Origin of the sequence: Enterobacter sp. ENT03 (assembly GCF_019218745.1) — a bacterium.
Taxonomy (GTDB): Bacteria; Pseudomonadota; Gammaproteobacteria; order Enterobacterales; family Enterobacteriaceae; genus Enterobacter_D.
On the sequence record NZ_JAHUXA010000003.1, the window covers coordinates 11362 to 26371 of the forward strand.

General features: G+C 56.3%; 19 protein-coding genes. 3 read left to right on the top strand and 16 right to left on the bottom strand.

Features of this window, described 5'->3' with window-relative positions:
• The first annotated feature begins 28 nt into the window (after positions 1-28).
• Both KW828_RS22110 and dgcQ read left to right on the top strand, forming a co-directional pair.
• Positions 29-619, top strand: a complete 591-nt coding sequence (locus KW828_RS22110) for a hypothetical protein (protein WP_371316090.1) — start codon at positions 29-31, stop codon at positions 617-619.
• A complete protein-coding gene (gene dgcQ / locus KW828_RS06615) occupies positions 543-1712 on the top strand; it encodes a cellulose biosynthesis regulator diguanylate cyclase DgcQ (RefSeq protein WP_371316098.1) in 1170 nt (389 codons plus the stop codon). Before KW828_RS22110 ends, dgcQ begins: the two co-directional genes overlap by 77 nt.
• Here the strand turns inward: dgcQ and KW828_RS06620 are convergent.
• Entirely contained in the window at positions 1691-2506 is an 816-nt protein-coding gene (locus KW828_RS06620) for a mannosyl-3-phosphoglycerate phosphatase-related protein (protein ID WP_218335662.1), read from the bottom strand. The genes dgcQ and KW828_RS06620 overlap by 22 nt on opposite strands.
• Before the next feature lie 313 nt (positions 2507-2819).
• Positions 2820-3044, bottom strand: a complete 225-nt coding sequence (gene yodD, locus KW828_RS06625) for a YodD family peroxide/acid resistance protein (RefSeq protein WP_218335663.1) — start codon at positions 3042-3044, stop codon at positions 2820-2822.
• Positions 3045-3172: 128 nt separating this feature from the next.
• Between yodD and dsrB the strand changes: the two genes are divergently transcribed.
• Positions 3173-3361: a protein DsrB gene (dsrB, locus tag KW828_RS06630; protein WP_218335664.1), complete on the top strand. Its 189-nt coding sequence runs from the start codon at positions 3173-3175 to the stop codon at positions 3359-3361.
• Between the two features lie 41 nt (positions 3362-3402).
• Here the strand turns inward: dsrB and rcsA are convergent, their stop codons facing one another.
• The 14 genes from rcsA to fliF all read right to left on the bottom strand — a co-directional run bounded on the left by rcsA (position 3403) and on the right by fliF (position 14978).
• Positions 3403-4026 carry a transcriptional regulator RcsA gene (rcsA, locus tag KW828_RS06635; protein WP_218335665.1) on the bottom strand — a complete coding sequence of 208 codons (624 nt, stop codon included), beginning with the start codon at positions 4024-4026 and terminating at the stop codon, positions 3403-3405.
• Between the two features lie 282 nt (positions 4027-4308).
• Positions 4309-5103, bottom strand: a complete 795-nt coding sequence (fliR, locus tag KW828_RS06640) for a flagellar biosynthetic protein FliR (RefSeq protein ID WP_218335666.1) — start codon at positions 5101-5103, stop codon at positions 4309-4311.
• Positions 5104-5111: 8 nt separating this feature from the next.
• On the bottom strand, positions 5112-5381 hold the full coding sequence (gene fliQ, locus KW828_RS06645; protein WP_218335667.1) for a flagellar biosynthesis protein FliQ: 270 nt from the start codon (positions 5379-5381) through the stop codon (positions 5112-5114).
• 11 nt (positions 5382-5392) lie between these two features.
• Positions 5393-6130 (bottom strand): flagellar type III secretion system pore protein FliP, encoded by a 738-nt coding sequence (gene fliP / locus KW828_RS06650; protein WP_218335668.1) that lies wholly within the window; start codon positions 6128-6130, stop codon positions 5393-5395.
• Entirely contained in the window at positions 6130-6504 is a 375-nt protein-coding gene (gene fliO, locus KW828_RS06655; protein WP_218335669.1) for a flagellar biosynthetic protein FliO, read from the bottom strand. Before fliO ends, fliP begins: the two co-directional genes overlap by 1 nt.
• A gap of 2 nt (positions 6505-6506) precedes the next feature.
• Entirely contained in the window at positions 6507-6923 is a 417-nt protein-coding gene (fliN, locus tag KW828_RS06660) for a flagellar motor switch protein FliN (protein WP_072568929.1), read from the bottom strand.
• Positions 6920-7924 (bottom strand): flagellar motor switch protein FliM, encoded by a 1005-nt coding sequence (fliM, locus tag KW828_RS06665; protein WP_218335670.1) that lies wholly within the window; start codon positions 7922-7924, stop codon positions 6920-6922. Before fliM ends, fliN begins: the two co-directional genes overlap by 4 nt.
• Before the next feature lie 4 nt (positions 7925-7928).
• Positions 7929-8399: a flagellar basal body-associated protein FliL gene (gene fliL / locus KW828_RS06670; protein WP_218335671.1), complete on the bottom strand. Its 471-nt coding sequence runs from the start codon at positions 8397-8399 to the stop codon at positions 7929-7931.
• Between the two features lie 105 nt (positions 8400-8504).
• Positions 8505-9764 (bottom strand): flagellar hook length control protein FliK, encoded by a 1260-nt coding sequence (fliK, locus tag KW828_RS06675; protein ID WP_218335672.1) that lies wholly within the window; start codon positions 9762-9764, stop codon positions 8505-8507.
• Positions 9761-10204 carry a flagellar export protein FliJ gene (fliJ, locus tag KW828_RS06680; protein WP_218335673.1) on the bottom strand — a complete coding sequence of 148 codons (444 nt, stop codon included), beginning with the start codon at positions 10202-10204 and terminating at the stop codon, positions 9761-9763. The genes fliK and fliJ overlap by 4 nt, the downstream gene beginning before the upstream one ends.
• Positions 10205-10222: 18 nt before the next feature.
• The gene (gene fliI, locus KW828_RS06685) at positions 10223-11593 is read right to left on the bottom strand and encodes a flagellar protein export ATPase FliI (RefSeq protein WP_088218968.1); all 1371 of its coding nucleotides are present in this window, start codon (positions 11591-11593) and stop codon (positions 10223-10225) included.
• Positions 11593-12306 carry a flagellar assembly protein FliH gene (fliH, locus tag KW828_RS06690; protein WP_218335674.1) on the bottom strand — a complete coding sequence of 238 codons (714 nt, stop codon included), beginning with the start codon at positions 12304-12306 and terminating at the stop codon, positions 11593-11595. The genes fliI and fliH overlap by 1 nt, the downstream gene beginning before the upstream one ends.
• A complete protein-coding gene (fliG, locus tag KW828_RS06695; RefSeq protein WP_088218966.1) occupies positions 12299-13294 on the bottom strand; it encodes a flagellar motor switch protein FliG in 996 nt (331 codons plus the stop codon). The genes fliH and fliG overlap by 8 nt, the downstream gene beginning before the upstream one ends.
• Positions 13287-14978, bottom strand: coding sequence for a flagellar basal-body MS-ring/collar protein FliF (gene fliF, locus KW828_RS06700; RefSeq protein ID WP_218335675.1), 1692 nt, complete (start codon positions 14976-14978; stop codon positions 13287-13289). The genes fliG and fliF overlap by 8 nt, the downstream gene beginning before the upstream one ends.
• Positions 14979-15010: the final 32 nt, after the last annotated feature.

The following is a 15010-nucleotide window of genomic DNA, read 5'->3' on the forward strand; positions in this document are numbered from 1 at the left end:
CACAATCTCAAACTCAGGAAAACGAGCTGTGCTGTTAAAAAAAATGCGCCACTATTTTGATCCCGGTCGGATCGTTAACCTTTGCTTTGCTTTTGTGCTGGTCAGCTCAACCGTGCTCACCTGGCGCGAGGCTGAGGTGCTGGAAGATGCTTACGCCGGCAGCCAGCAAACGACACTTGATAAGGCCGCCTCAGCGCTGGATCGGCAGATGCAAACCGGCGTCAATTTGCTGCTGTTTTATCATAATAGTATGCAGACTGCGATGCAGACGCCCCTCGCATTGAAGGTAGTGTACGACACCCGAAATCAGTATGCCGCCGTCCGCCAGCACCCCTACTGGCAGATTAATGCCGATGCCCGACGCACGCTGTCGATAAGCGGCGTAGGCGAGGCGTTTGTCAGACACCATCCTTTACTGAATTACGACGTGCCCCTACTGAATAATGAAATGAGCGCCGCGCTGGAAATGGGTTATATGATGCGTCTGTCCGGCGTCTGTCCGGCGTCTGTCCGGCGTCTACCCGGTTGCGCCGGTACGTGCAATCTACGTTTCTCGCGCCGGTTATTTTCTTTCAACCGATGCTCCGCCCGATACCGCCGCTATCATTACCCGCTTTGAAGATCTGCTCGACGCTGACTGGTTCACCGGCCAGTCGCCTACTAAAAACCCTGCCCGTAGCGTGCACTGGTTTGCTGACGGCGGCGACCATGTCACCGCCAGTATTCCGCTCGATTATCAGCACTACTGGTACGGTACCATCGCGTTGCAGTTTCCGTTGAATCAACTGAAAAAACAGCTGGAAGATTCCCTGACCGACGAGGATCAAGGGGAGTATCAGCTGTTTGACAACCAGTTCAGGTTGATCACCGCATCAACCACTAATAATGCCACGCCGCAATCATTCAGCGACGCGCACAGGCAGGAGCTTATCCAGGCGGTGGCCCTGGATCCCACTGGCAACCTGCGCCTCGGCAGTCAGTTTATCAGCTGGCAAAAACTCAAACATTTCGATGGTGTATTAATCCGCATTCACTCCCTGAGCGCGGGTCTGGATGGCGACTTTGGCACCATCAGCATCGTCATTGCGCTGCTGTGGCTGTTATTTACCACGATGGTGCTGTTGTCGTGGATGGTGATCCGCCGGATGGTACGCAACATGTACCAGATGCAAAATTCCCTGCAGTGGCAGGCCTGGCACGATCCGTTAACCCGCCTGAGCAACCGTGGTGGGCTGTTTGAACAGGCAAAAAAACTCACCGCCCATAGCCAGCAGACCGGCGAGGCGTTAGCGGTGATCCAGATTGACCTTGACCACTTTAAGCAGGTTAACGACCGCTACGGTCATCAGGCGGGCGATCGGGTACTGACGCATGTGGCGCGGCTGATCAGTGACACGCTGCGCGTTGGGGATGTAGCAGGGCGCGTGGGCGGTGAAGAGTTTTGCGTGATTTTACCGAATACGACGCTGGCGCAGGGCGCTGCCATTGCGGAACGTATCCGCGCGCGCATCGCTGCTAAAGAGATCCTGCTGGCGAAAGGCCGCACGTTGCGGATGAGCGCTTCATTGGGCGTCAGCAGCGGCGTGGTGGAAGACATGATGAATTTTGAGTTATTGCAGTCCGTTGCCGATAACCGTCTCTACCATGCCAAACGCAGCGGGCGCAATCAGGTGTGCGCCCACGATGACTATCAGGACTCACCCAGCCAGTGATCGAGGCCTTCACGCCAGCCCGCCGGGCCCTGCAGGGTTGTATGGTAAACGCGATCAGGATCCTCATTACGCAGCGCCACACCGTCGCGGTTCAGGCCTTTCACCACCACGGCGAAATCGACGTTATCGAGCAGAGGGGCATCGTTTGGGCCATCCCCGAGGCCCAGGGTGAGATGTGAATGGCCATCGCGCTGGCGGTACTGTTTGGTCAGCCAGTTTACGGCCTGATCTTTGCCGCCGCGTTCATCCAGCACGTGCCAGTAACGCGCACCCTGCATAAAACGTAATCCCAGCCCCGCCAGCGTGTCGCTGAATACGGCCATGCGTTCATCACTGTCGCGCCAGATCAACGTCTCAGAGGCTTCATGGAGCCGCGCGAGGCCCGCCTGCGCAGGGGGCAGTCCGGTAACGTCTGCCAGCACCCGGTCGTCGAGCTCGCTGAACAGCGTGAATTTATAACCATTCTTGTCACGTAACTGCGTCAGCACGCTGACCACCTCGTCATGCGTCGCGCCGTTAATCAGCCGCGGATAATCCGCATGATCCTGCCAGTCGCTATCCAGCTGGATCACCGCGCCGTTCTCAGCAATAAACGGCAGGTCCTCCAGGCCGAGATTTTTCTGCAACGCGATCATTTCAGCGGCGGTTTTGCTGCTGCACAGGATGACCGGGATACGATGTTGCCCAAGGCGGCTCAGCCACTCGGCGGCGGGTTGCCAGTCCCAGGTATGGCTGTCCAGTAGCGTGCCATCGAGATCGGTGAAAACCAGTAACGGGTCGTGCAGGGTTGGCATAAAAACGGCTCCTGTAATCCGGGTAAAGGTGCGCGATGCTAAGAAAAATCCCAAATACTGTGAAGGTTTGTAAGGCTTTCTTTCTGGGGCAAGGGAGCGCAAGTCTTCTGCGGCGCGACCTTGCAATTCATAACCTTTATGAATTCTATGTTAGTGAATTATTACCAATGTAAATATATCCTTGTCACTTATATCAATAGTAGATACAGTCTCTGCACATCAGATTTCCTGGTGTAACGAATTTTCAAGTGCTTCTTGCAATCGCAAGCTTTAACCCGGCCTCCCCAGGCCGGGTTTTTTTATATCCTTGATCTTAGCGGTTAATTTCCGATGCGCTAAAGTCATGAATATCCAGCTCAAATGCCTCTGCCAGCTCCCGCCACGTATGATAATCGCGCCCGTCAACGCTTACCCGTTGTCCGTCATCGCTTTCAACACGATGAATAGTGCTTTCGCTGATTTCATTAATGGCCGCCAGCAGGGCGTCGACATTGATTTCGCCTTCAGTAGAAGGGGTATTGCCGTGATCGCCTTTCATTGCCGTTACCTTTTCCAGCTGCGACAGCGTAAGTATAGACGGTGGAGAAAACAGCAATCAGGCAGATGAACACTGTCAGAACACGGGTTTTGTTCTACACTGGCAAAAATGCACTCTGGAGGATGAAAATGAAGGTAAACGATAAGGTTACAGTTAAAACGGACGGGGGTCCTCGCCGTCCGGGAGTCGTACTGGCCGTCGAGCCATTCAGTGAAGGCACTATGTATCTGGTTTCCCTTGAGGACTATCCGTTAGGTATCTGGTTCTTTAATGAACTGGGGCACCCGGACGGAGTATTTGTGGAGAAGCAGGGCTAGTAAACCCTCCGGCGGGGGGAGGGTGGCGCCCGCTTACCCTCTCACCGCATATTAACGAAAATACCGTTGGTCACATTATCGGTGAGTCGTACCACGTGATAGATCACTTGCTTATTATGCGTTTTTATTTTTCTTTTAATATTACCCTTATGTGATGATACCGTCTTCGCTTTAATATTCATTTGATCGGATATTTGAATGGTCCCTTGTCCTGACATCCACATTTTCAACATGCTGGATTCAGTCCGGCTTAACGAGAGTGTTGGCAGGTTAATGGAACCCGTGCCCTTTGCCTCTGTACTCAGGCAACCACCCAATATTTCGTCCAGAGATTCGGGCTTAATCGATTTCGAACTAATTAATAAGTTTTTGCGTACCAGCAGATATTCATCAAAGTGGATATTGGCAATCGCCATAAACACAATAAACATTGTTTTCGGATACTGATTAATGATTTGCTTAATTTGCAGGCTGAGTTCCTGGTCATGTATAAAGCAGTCTTCATTAATAAATACCACTGCGGGTTTTAGCGCCGCGCAGGCAGAACCAAGCTCATCAACGGTCTGTACATCATTGATTTCTCGCTTTTTTACTCCCCGGCTTGTCAGGTATCCGGTTAATCCCAACCTGGTATAACTGCATAAATCCATAATAATCGTTGACATGGCATACCCTCACTCAATGCGTAACGATAATTCACCCTGCCTGAATGCTGTAGATCAGCCAACCGGATGAAAATAATCTAAAAAGCGTTTGAGCAACACAAGACTTTCAGGCGAACTCACTATCCCGTAAAGTTACGTATAATTTGCCAGGAATCATCTTAAAGTAAAGTAAATGTTTCGATCTGTGAAGGGGCTAAAAACAATTAAGCCGCGCCAGTTATATCCTGGTAGATGTGCCTGTAATTAATTTTTAGGAATAACCTCAGAAAGGGCGTACTAACTTTATGGGTTAGTATTCTGCGGCATCTCACTGACAATATCCGCCAGCAAATTGAAGATCTCACTGAATAAATGCTCGCAGAACGGCGCGATGAGCGGCATCAATAAGGCCATCAGCAGGATGCCTACGCTCAGCGTGATTGGGAAGCCAATCGCGAAAACAGAGAGTTGCGGTGCCATGCGGTTGAGCAGGCCAAGGGAGATGTTCAGGGTCAGCAGCATGGTAATTACCGGCAGGGCCAGCATCAGGCCGTTGATGAAAATTAACCCCCCGGCACGCGCCAGCGCGAGGAACGCGTTGCTGTTAACCGGATTGTTACCGACCGGCAGCGTATGGAAGGTATCCACCAGCATGGAAATCAGCCACAGGTGACCATCAAAGGTCAAAAACAGCAGCAGCGCCAGCAGATCCATAAAGCGCGCCAGCACCGGCATATTCAGGTTACTGGCGGGATCAAAGAAGGTGGCGAACGACAGGCCCATTTGCAGGCCGATAAGCTCGCCCGCGGTACGGATCGCCGCAAAGGCGAACTGCATGGTAAAGCCCAGCGCAATACCAATCATAATTTGCTGCAACGCCAGCCACAGGGCGTTAGCGGAAAAAACGGTGACGTCGTTGGCAGGCAATGACGGGGCGATCACAAAGGTGATCACCAGCCCCAGGCCCAGTTTGACGCGCTTGGGCACGGTGCGTTCGCTTAAGATTGGGGCGGTGGAGATCAGCGCCAGCACGCGCAGCAGTGGCCAGAAATACATACTTAGCCAGTGCAGCCACTGGTCGCTGGTGACGTGCAGCATCTCAGGCGTTATCCGATGATGTACGGGATGTTGTTAAACAGACCGCGCATATAGTCGAGCAGCAAATTCAGCATCCACGGGCCAGCCACCACGATAGCCGTTACCACCGCGATGATTTTAGGAATGAACGACAGCGTCATTTCGTTAATTTGCGTTGCCGCCTGCAAAATACTGATCACCAGACCGGTGACCAGGGCGACCAGCAGCAGCGGCGCAGCAAGGGCAAGGGCGATTTTCATCGCATCCGTGCCCATCATCATGACCGATTCAGGCGTCATTGTGCCATTCCTTAACTGTAGAAACTCTGGGCCAGCGATCCGACCAGCAGCTGCCAGCCGTCAACCAGCACGAACAGCATCAGCTTAAACGGTAACGCAATAGTGGCGGGCGGCACCATCATCATCCCCAGCGCCATCAGCACGCTGGCGATCACCAGGTCGATGATTAAAAACGGAATGAAAATGGTAAAGCCGATCTGGAAGGCGGTTTTTAACTCGCTGGTGACATACGCCGGTAGCAGAATGCGCAGCGGCACCGCTTCCGGGCCCTGCAACGGGCCGGTATTTCCCAGGCGGGCAAACAACGCCAGATCCGCTTCACGGGTCTGACGCATCATGAACTCTTTTAACGGCTGCGCGCCTTTTTCCAGTGCCACGTCGACGGAAATTTTACTTTCGGAAAACGGCTGGTAGGCCTCTGTATAAATCTTGTCGATGACCGGGGACATAATGAAAAAGGTGAGAAATAACGCCAGACCCAGCAACACCTGGTTCGGCGGCGCGGAGGGCGTACCCAGCGCGTTACGCAGCAGGCCAAACACAATAATGATGCGCGTGAAGCTGGTCATCATCAGCAGAATGGCAGGCAGGAAGGTGAGCGAGGTGATAAACACCAGCGTCTGCACCGGCAGCGACCAGCTTTGACCGCCACCGGCGAGCGGCTGGCTGATCAGACCCGGAAGCTGGGCAAACGCGGAGGGCGCAACCAGCACTAAGCCAGCCAGCGCAAGGGACAACAAACGGCGCATCAGGATCTCCCGGAACGCTTGAGCAAATTCTTCAACACGGCCTGGAAATCCGGGGCGTTCTCTTTCAGACCTTCCGGCTCTGGTTGGGCAGGCGGGAGGGTGTGCAACAAGGAAATATTCGACGCGGTAATACCCAGCACCAGACGGGCGTCTTCCACATCAACGATCACCACGCGCTCGCGCGGGCCGACCGTGGTGCTGGCGCTGACCTTCAGGCCGCGTGCGCTGGCGGTTTTACCGGCAAAGCCCACGCGTTTTGCCACCCAGGCCGCGACCAGGATCAGGGCAATAATGGCCAACAGTGCGCCGCTGACTTGTAACAGCGGCGAACCGGGTACGGCAGAAGGATGGGCAACGGTTGCCTGGGTTTTCATACTCAGCGGCTCAGGCGACGCATACGCTCGGATGGCGTAATGATGTCGGTAATACGCACGCCGTATTTATCCGCGACCACTACCACTTCACCCTGCGCGATCAGATAACCGTTGATCAGAATATCCAGCGGCTCGCCGGCCAGACCTTCCAGCGCCACCACCGACCCCTGCGTCAGACGCAGCAGCTCTTTGATGGTCATGCGGGTACGGCCCAGTTCAACGGTCAGTTTGACCGGAATATCCATGATCAGATCGATGTCCTGCAAGGTGCCGCTGACATCGCCGCCGCCAAACTGCTGGAACACCGCGTCGGCGGAGCTTTTGCTGCTGGTGGTGGTTTTCTGTTCGTTTAACGCATCAGCCCAGATATCGTCCATTGCTTCGTTGTTTTCATCGGACGGATTGTTCATGTCACTCATTTGGGCTGTTCCTCATTCAGCGAATTCAAGATCGGGTTGATCAAATGCTCTACACGCAGGGCGTACTGGCCGTTAATCGTGCCGTACTGGCTGGTGAGCACAGGCACACCGTCCACATGGGCAATGATGCGATCGGGTTTTTCGATCGGCAGCACATCACCGGGTTGCAGTTTCAGGATCTGCGACAGGCGCAGCGGCACATCGCCAAAGTTTGCGATCAGCTCCAGCTCAGAGTGCTGAACCTGACGTACCAGGTTATCGCGCCAGTTCTGGTCCTCATTGCGGGAGTTCTCCAGCGGCGGGTTAACCAGGGTTTCACGCAGCGGCTCAATCATGCTGAAGGGCAGACAGATATTAAACTCGCCCGTCAGGTTACCGATTTCCACGTGGAAAGGGGTATTGACGACAATATCGTTCGGCGATGTGGTGATGTTGGTAAATTTAACCTGCATCTCCGAACGGACATATTCAACGTCCAGCGGGTGGATCGCTTTCCATGCATCGCTATAGCCTTCCAGCGCCAGCTTCAGCATGCGGTTGATCACGCGCTGTTCAGTATGGGTAAACTCACGGCCTTCCACTTTCGTCGGGAAGCGACCATCGCCACCGAACAGGTTATCCACGGCGATAAATACCAGGCTTGGGGAAAACACAAACAGCCCGGTGCCGCGTAACGGTTTCAGGTGGATCAGGTTAAGGTTTGTCGGTACCGGCAGGTTACGCGCAAACTCGTGATACGGCTGAATACGGATCGCGCCGACGGTAATATCCGGGCTACGACGTAACAGGTTAAACAGTCCCATACGGAACTGGCGCGCAAAACGTTCGTTGATGATCTCCAGCGCCTGTAAACGTTCGCGAACCACGCGACGCTGGGTATTAGGATCATAAGGGCGAATTTCGCTCTCGAAGCCGTCACCGGCTTTTGGAGCATCGTTACTATCGCTGTCGCCGTTTAGCAGCGCATCGATTTCAGCCTGAGAAAGAATACTGTCGCCCATGTCTTTACCGCAAAATGAAAGCTGTATAAAGAACGTCAGTCACTTCCTGCTTCGGTTGCCCGGCGACTAACGGCGTAGAGAGCGTCTCTTTAATGGCGTCTACAAGTTTCTGCTTGCCTTCCGCGGTTGCCAGTTGTGATGCATCCTGACGCGAGAAGAGTAACAGTAAGCGGCTACGCACTTCCGGAAGATATTCGCTCAAACGTGTACGCGTCGCGTCGTCTTTCAGACGCAACGTGATCCCCACGTACAACACCCGATCGGCGTCGCCCAGGTTCACGGTAAAGGTATCGAGAGCAAAGAAGACCGGTGCCGGAGGCGGCGGTAGTTCTGCTTTTACGCTGGCGTCTGCCGGATGCTGTTGCATACGCCAGTAGCTGTAACCAGCGGTGGCGCATGCAGCGAGGGTGATTAACACCAACAGCGGGATCCAGATCCCACGCTTACTTTTTTTGGGAATGGCGGAGTCAGTCATCTGTTACTAGCTTCCTGTTTCGGTACTGCTGATAGAGTGATTATCCCGTGTCTGCCGCCTGTCAAAGGGTGGAAAAGACGGAGATAATCACGCTACCTTTCGCGTTTAGGCAAAGATGTCTACTGAACCCGTGCCGCGCGCGGCGGATTGCAGGCTGGCAGGCACCACCAAAGATTCATCATCTTCTGCGCCAAAATCATCACGGCCAGTGCCGCGTGACGCCTGTTGCTGGGAAGAGGACTGCTGCTGACCGGCAAAACTCTCACTGCTGATGCTGCTCTGACCAAGCTCAATACCGCTCTCTGCCAGGTTCGTCCGCAGTACCGGTAACGCGGCTTCCAGTGCGGCACGCACATGGCTGTGCGGCGACACCATCTGAATTTGCGCCTGATTTTCATCCAGCTTAAGGCTGATCTGCACCTGACCCAGATTTTCCGGGTGCAGACGCAGTTCGGCGCTTTGTTTGCCCTGACGGGTAAACAGCGTGATGTTCTGGCTGATAGTCTGTTGCCACTCACTGCTACCGAGCGGCGCGCTGATCACCGGGGCGGCAACCGGCTGGCTGACCTGGGCGGGTGCGGCTGTGCTGACGGCAGGGGCGGCGCTGAGTGTGGTATTAACCGCATGAAGTGCCGCCTGCGACTCACCTTTTGCAGCGTTAGCGGCGACCGGCACGGCGGCCTGTTGGGCGCTATCGGCACTCTGCAACTGACTGTTCAGCGCGCTGTTCGCGCCTTTATAGGTCGTCTGTCCGGCAGCGGCATCCGCCTTGTCGGTTAAGCCCGCGTCGCGGGTATCGGCGCTGGCGATGTTCAGCGTGCGGCTACCGGACGCGGTGGCTACCGCGGCGGACGCGGCAGTGCCGGTTGCGGTAACCGGCGTGGCTTTGGCATCCAGTTGATGTGGCAGCATCGCCATCAGCGCACTGAGGCTGGCGAGTTCATCATCGCTGAGGTTCGCCGTCTCTTTGTCATCTGCTTTGACGCTTTTCGTGAGCAACGCCAGGCTGTCGGATTTCAGACCGCTGGTCAGCAGCGGCGTCACGCCCTGTAACTGCGCAGCATCCTCCGCCAGCGCATCTTCCTGCACGCCCTGACGCGCCAGAATATCGGCAAGTTTTGCCGCCGGCGTGCGCAGATCCGCATCGCCCGTGTCTTTGAGCAACCCTTTCTGTAATTTCGCGCCGACTGTCTGTAAATCGGCCAGCGACAGCGACCCGGCTTCACCCTCAACCGCAGTACCGGAAATCGCACCGGTCAGCAGCGCCATAAAATCTTGCGCGCCGGTGTCGGCTTTTCCGGACAGCAGCCCGGAGGTCGCCGGGGCGTCTGCATCAGTCATTACCAGTTTTGGCAAAGAGATCATTCAATTTTCCTCGATGATGCGCGCTGCGCAAACTCGTCCATTTTTTTCTGGTCCAGCCGGTTTTCCGCCAGTAAGGCCGAGGCGGATTGCCGTTCCTGTAAGGTTTGCCACGCCTGCAACCGTTGTTTCTTTTCACGCCAGCAGGTTAACGCCTGATCCACTTTATTGGCCCACTGCGTCAATTGAAGACGGTGCTGCTCGATGGCTTTTTCTAACGTCGAAATAAACTGCTGGTAGTTCTGCCAGCGCTGACTGCCGATGCCCTGGGTCATGTCAACGTTGAGATTGTTTCGGTACTCGTTCTGGTAATCCATCAGCATCTTGAGCTGTTCTTCAGCTTGCTGACAGGCGCGACGCATATCCCCGAGGGTCACTGCGGCGTCATCGACTTCTTTTTCTGCCAGATCCTTTAGCGTCGCTAATGCGCTATGTTGCGTCATAAAGGAACCTCATGTTGCTTATGCTGACGGGAAAATCAGATCCAGCGCCTGGATCGAATCTTCCCACCCGGCACGTTCAAAAATGCCCTGTTGCAGAAAAGCTTCAAGCTGCGGCCACAATGCGATGGCTTTATCCAGCATCGGGTCGCTGCCGCGCGCGTAGGCGCCAACGCTGACCAGATCACGGTTGCGCTGGAAGCTCGACAGCAACTGTTTAAACGTTCTTACTTTTGCGTAATGCTGCTCAGAAATAAGGGCGGTCATGGCACGGCTGATAGACGCTTCGATGTCTATCGCCGGATAGTGGCCCGCTTCCGCCAGACGGCGGGAGAGCACGATATGGCCATCAAGGATGGCGCGTGCCGAGTCGGCAATCGGATCCTGCTGGTCATCGCCTTCGGTCAGGACGGTATAAAACGCCGTGACGGAGCCGCCGCCGTCCACCCCGTTACCGGCGCGTTCGACCAGCGCCGGCAGTTTGGCAAACACGGAAGGCGGATAGCCTTTGGTGGCCGGTGGTTCGCCAATCGCCAGCGCGATTTCACGCTGCGCCATGGCATAACGGGTCAGGGAATCCATAATCAGCAGCACATGCTGACCGCGATCGCGGAAATCTTCCGCAATGCGCGTGGCATAGGCTGCGCCCTGCATACGCAGCAGGGGAGAGACGTCTGCGGGGGCGGCTATCACCACCGAGCGCGCGCGACCCTCGGCACCGAGAATGTTCTCGATAAAATCTTTTACTTCGCGACCACGCTCACCGATAAGCCCGACGACAATCACATCGGCCTGGGTGTAACGCGCCATCATGCCCAGCAGCACCGATTTACCGACGCCGGAACCGGCAAACAGCCCCATACGCTGACCACGGCCCACGGTTAACAGGGCGTTGATCGGACGCACGCCGGTGTCCAGTACATGTTCAATGGCGGTACGTTGCAGCGGGTTCACCGGTTGGGTGATCAGCGCGCCGGTTTCCGTGGTATCCGGGGCGGGCAGGCCATCGAGGGGCTTGCCGCTGCCGTCCAGCACACGACCGAGCAGCGCCGGGCCAAGCGGTAACTGTTTGCCGCTGTGCAGGCCATCGCCGCTGGCGTTACGCGCGTAGACGCGCGCGCCGGGTAAAATGCCTTCCACTTCTTCCAGTGGCATCAGGAACAGGCGCTGGCCGTTAAAACCGACCACTTCGCTTTCCACTTCGCGGGTTTCGTTGGCGTCCTGACGCTCAATAATGCAGGTCGCGCCCAGCGGCAGTTGCAGACCGGTGGCTTCCAGTACCAGACCGGTGGCGCGGGTCAGACGACCGTAACGACGCACCGCAGGTAACTGCGTCATCTTGCTTTCAAAATTATCCAGCGTGTTCAGCCAGCGGGTCAGGCGCGCAGTCATCAGACGACTCCCGGTGCCGCAAGACGGCACAGTTCCTGCCAGCGCGTCGCCACGCTGGCGTCCAGATCGCCCTCATCGGCGGAGACTTTGCAGCCGCCCGGATGCAGGGTCGGATCGCCACGCAGACGCCAGCCGTGCAGGCTGAGCGTCGCGCCGAGCATCTCTTCAACGCGCTGTAAATCGTCCGGGTGCACGCGCAGCTGCGGTTTGCCGCTGAACAGCGGCTCCTGCTGCAACAGCGTCTGGATCTGTTTGATCAGCGCGTTGTTGTCCACACAGGCGGTCTGGCCGATCACCTGACGCGCGGCTTCCAGCGCCATCTGCATCAGACGGGAGGCGATCACGCTGTCGAGCGCATCCAGGGTGTACTGGAATTCACTGACCAACTGCTGCATGCGGGCATGCAACGGCGCCTGTTGCTGATGGGCCTGCGCCAGACCCTGTTCCTGACCCTGGGCCAGGCCTTCTTTATAACCTTGTTCCTGACCGATCTTGCGACCTTCTGCCAGACCGGCGTTATACCCCTGCTCATGGGCCTGCATCTGCATCTGCGCCAGCTGTTGCTGGAGTTTCTGCTCATCAGAGATCGCTTCTTCGGCGACGTCTTCGTTATCGTCGTTCGGCTCAGCGCGCAGGGCGGCGGGCACGAATTCCGATAACGGCATCGCCAGATCTTCAGGCTTCCAGATTTTCCATGGCAGCTCGTTAGACATAGGTATCCTCGCCGCTGCCAATTACCATCTCGCCGGTTTCGGCCAGACGACGCACAATAAGCAGAATGGCTTTCTGTTCGTTTTCCACCTGAGACAGACGTACCGGACCACGGTTGGCCAGGTCGTCGCGCAGAATATCGGCCGCACGCTGGGACATGTTGCGCAGGAACTTCTCGCGCAGCGGCTGTTCCGCACCTTTCAGGGCGATCAGCAGCGACTCGGAATCCACTTCCTGCAGCAGGCGCTGGATACTGCGATCGTCCACTTCGGCCAGGTTTTCGAACAGGAACATCTCGTCGATAATTTTCTGTGCCAGCTCGCCGTCGAATTCGCGCACCGCGGTAATAACCGCTTCTTCCTGCTGCGTTTTCATCAGGTTGATAATTTCGGCTGCCGTTCTCACGCCGCCCATTTTGCTGCGCTTGAGGTTCTGGCCGTCGAGCAGGCTGTTCAGCACTTCCGTCAGTTCTGCCAGCGCGGCTGGCTGGACACCGCCGAAGGTGGCGATACGCAGCATCACATCGTGACGCATACGCTCGTCGAACAGCGCCAGAATATCGGCCGCCTGACCCCGTTTGAGGTGTACCAGGATGGTGGCGATAATCTGCGGATGCTCGTCGCGGATAAGGTCGGCGGCGGTCTGCGGCTCCATAAAGTTGAGCGTTTCGATACCGCTGGAGGTGTCGCGGGTTTCGAGAATATCTTCCAGCAGGCTGGAGGCACGCTCTTCGCCCAGCGCTTTGATCAGCACAGAGCGCAGGTAATCATTGGCGTTGATATTGAGCGCCGCGAACTGCTCGGCTTCCTGCTCAAACTCTTGCAGTACGTCGGTCAGTTGCTTGTTGGAGATCTGACGCACACCCGCCATGGCGGTACTCAGATGTTGAACCTCACGCTGGGAGAGGTGCTTGAACACCTCCGCCGCGCGGTCTTCGCCAATCGTCATCAACAGAATGACGCTTTTCTCAGTTCCGGTAAGGTTACTCATGTTCTTCGTTACTCATCCACTGGCGAATGACCAGCGCCACGACGCGCGGATCGTTATCTGACATTTCGCGAATACGCTGACTCAGGACTTCTACGCCCATACGCTGGTTCGCGCGGCGCTGTTGCAGTTGCTCATCTTTACTGAGGCGAACTTCCACCGATTCTTCAATTTCCTGACGATTCTGCGTGGCTTCCTGCGCGGCCTGGGCCTGCTCAGCGCGACGGGTCAGCTGTGGACGAATCGCTTTACGCCACAGGATCCACGCCACAATCAGCACCAGTAACCAGCGACCGGCAGACAGCATCTGGTCGATAAACCACGGTTGCTTCCAGAACGGCGGCTCCACCAGACCATCATCAGTGCCGTTAAACTGCGAGTTAACCACGTTCAGGCTGTCGCCACGCGTCTCGGAATAGCCCATGGCTTCGCGGGTCAGATTCTCAATTTGTTTTAACTGGTCAGCGGTCAGCGGCAGCGGTTTACCGTCGGCAAGCTGGCGATAGTTCACGACCACGGCAACCGACAGACGCTGGACATCACCGACGTTCATCTTGGTGTGGCGGATCGTACGGTCAACTTCGTAGTTGGAGGTTTCATTACGCGAGCTGTTACGCGGGCCACTGCTGGCGGCGGTAGACGTCTGCTGCGTGTTCTGATTCTGCTGACCGTTGGCGTTCTGCTGATTATTCGCCGCCGGCGTGGTGATCGGCGCGGTATTCGCCGGGGCAGGCTGGTTAGACAGCGCGCCCGGTACGCCACCGGCGCTGCCGCCGGACTGTTCGGTTTCATTGATCTGACGAGAACGCAGCACGGCCTGCGCCGCATCGCCGTTCGGACGGTAGTTCTCTTCCGTCTGCTCTTTATTCGCGAAATCAATCTGCGCGGTAACCTGCGCATGGACGTTGCCGGTGCCCACGATCGGTGAAAGGATCGCTTCGATACGGCGCTGAATACGGCCTTCTACATCGCCGGCGTATTTCAGTTGGGCGTCGTTCAGATCACGACCGCTGGTGTTGGATTGTGTCAGCAGGTGACCGGCCTGATCGACCAGCGTCACGTTACCCGGCGGCAGGCCTGCGACGGCGCTGGAAACCAGGTGGACCACGGCGCTGATCTGGCCTTCATCCATCGCGCGGCCCGGTTCGAGATTCAGGGTAACGGAGGCAGACGGGGATTTTTGTTCGCGCACGAACAGCGACGGTTTTGGCATCGCCAGATGCACACGGGCGACTTTTACCGGCCCGAGGGTTTCGATGGTGCGCGCCAGCTCACCTTCCAGCGCACGCTGGTAGTTCACCTGCTCGCTGAACTGGCTGATGCCGAATTTTTCTTTATCAAGCAGCTCAAAACCGACTGCGCCGCCTTTTGGCAGGCCTTGTTGAGCCAGACGCAAGCGCAGCTCGTGGACTTTGTCAGCAGGGACTTCCAGCGCGCCGCCGGTATCGGAGAAGCGGTAAGGGATATTCATTTGTGTCAGTTGGGTGACAATCGCGCCCCCATCCTGATCGGATAAATTGCTGTACAGCGTGCGGTAATCGGGCTGTTTCGCCCACAGGACCATGGCAACGATGATGGCAACCGCAGCGGCGCCCGCCACCATTAAAGGGATTTTAGGGTTCGCGCGCAGGCGGTTCATCCACTCGAGAGATTTATTTTGTGATGCAGTCGTTGCAGTCGCACTCATTGCGCACCTCTTAACTCTGGGTGGACGGCGTT